At 62.4% G+C, this 551-nt stretch carries 2 protein-coding genes; both read left to right on the top strand.

The features are described from left to right. Window positions 1-243: hypothetical protein (locus tag NE591_RS12265; protein ID WP_256156746.1), on the top strand; the 243-nt coding region annotated here is incomplete at its 5' end. Further along, a partial coding sequence (locus NE591_RS12260) for a hypothetical protein (RefSeq protein WP_256156745.1) occupies window positions 236-551 on the top strand: 316 nt, incomplete at its 3' end. The genes NE591_RS12265 and NE591_RS12260, both read left to right, overlap by 8 nt.

The raw sequence follows: 551 nt of genomic DNA, 5'->3' as shown, positions 1-551 counted from the left end.
ATAAAAAGTCTTTCCGCGCTGCAGCTGGGCAACCAAGTAGTGGCGCTCACCCAAGCCGCATGCGATGCCGTTCGCATCGTGGATGAACGTAGCCTCAGCGAGGCCGAGCGGACCGAGCTGATTGCCACGAGCGAGGCGAACCGGGCCGAGGGAGTGGCTTTGGCTGAGCGCATCTGTCGCGAGCACCGCCGCGAGGGACACTTCATCGACGAGATACTGGAAGCCGGTGTTCCCCTTGGCTGACCTGCGATTAGACCAACGACAACTGTGCGACATCCAGGGACGTCTCTTCGAACTGGCCCGCGCGCGCGGCTACGATTGCCCCACCTTCATCGAGGCCTTCATGAACAGCGACGTGGCGCGACGTATGGAAGGGGTCTTCGACTTCCTGCAGTGGGCCGGGGAGGAATACCTGTTGGAAGAGCTTGACGACGAAGTGGGCGGCCTGCCCCGTTCCGGAGCTTCCTGGGGCCGGGAACCCATGTACTGGACCGGCTACCTGTACCGTTTGTGGCACTATCTCACCGGCGAGACGAGTCGCGCCATCTACG

The organism is Adlercreutzia sp. DFI.6.23, assembly GCF_024462535.1.
GTDB classification, from domain to species: domain Bacteria; phylum Actinomycetota; class Coriobacteriia; order Coriobacteriales; family Eggerthellaceae; genus Adlercreutzia; species Adlercreutzia rubneri.
Note: the sequence above shows the minus strand (reverse complement) of the source record. Positions and strands in the feature narration are given on the sequence as shown.